This window comes from Vibrio sp. 10N.222.46.A1 (assembly GCF_041473595.1).
GTDB classification, from domain to species: domain Bacteria; phylum Pseudomonadota; class Gammaproteobacteria; order Enterobacterales; family Vibrionaceae; genus Vibrio; species Vibrio tasmaniensis_A.
Genome location: NZ_JBFRSN010001747.1, coordinates 1 through 663, shown reverse-complemented (window position 1 = coordinate 663; position 663 = coordinate 1). Strand labels below are relative to the sequence as shown.

At 44.5% G+C, this 663-nt stretch carries 1 protein-coding gene and 1 pseudogene; both read right to left on the bottom strand.

The features are described from left to right. A pseudogene (locus tag AB4496_RS29145) lies at positions 1-177 on the bottom strand (glutaredoxin); the annotation flags it as partial. 68 nt (positions 178-245) lie between these two features. Next, the coding region (locus AB4496_RS29140; RefSeq protein WP_372133603.1) for a DMT family transporter at positions 246-663 on the bottom strand (418 nt) is incomplete at its 5' end.

The window sequence follows — 663 nt, the reverse complement described above, 5'->3', positions numbered from 1 at the left end:
CCAGTGAGACAACCAATCTTTCACTTCCAGTTCGACATCGACATCTGATAACTCATTCTCAAAAGTATCCTTAAGAATGTCTTTGGTAAGGGTACATTCCCCACATGGGATATTAACTTTAAATGGACCCCAGCTGCCTGCCCAACGGTATAGTGTAATCTTGACTGGTTTCTTCATGCTTACGGCCTCGTTTGAATTCTCTTATCCATATAGAACGGACAGTCGAACTATTTATTTCATCGATCCTAAACTTTCTTTATTTTCGCCGGTTTTTTCGTTTCCCAATGGGTAATAAATGCAACTGACGCAATAATAATAGCAGCCCCTAGCCATAAACGACCCGGTGGAACCCAACTAAATACAATCCAACCCGCTAGAACATTTAACGGTAATTTCGCGTGGTCAAAAGGTTGCACAAACGAAGCATCAGCAACTGAGTAGGCTTTTACAATTGCCCATTGAGCGAGTGCCGTCATAACACCGACAACAATCAAGATAGCCCAAATTGTACCGCCGCTTGGAGTCTGCCAATCTGGCGCGGCAAGCAGGATGTTAAATGGTGTGATCAATAGCAGCAAGTACACCACCATGGTTGAAGGACTGTCTTGCGAAGAGAGTCTTTTCACCATGAGTGAGTAGCATGCCCAGAAGAAAGCCGCGCCA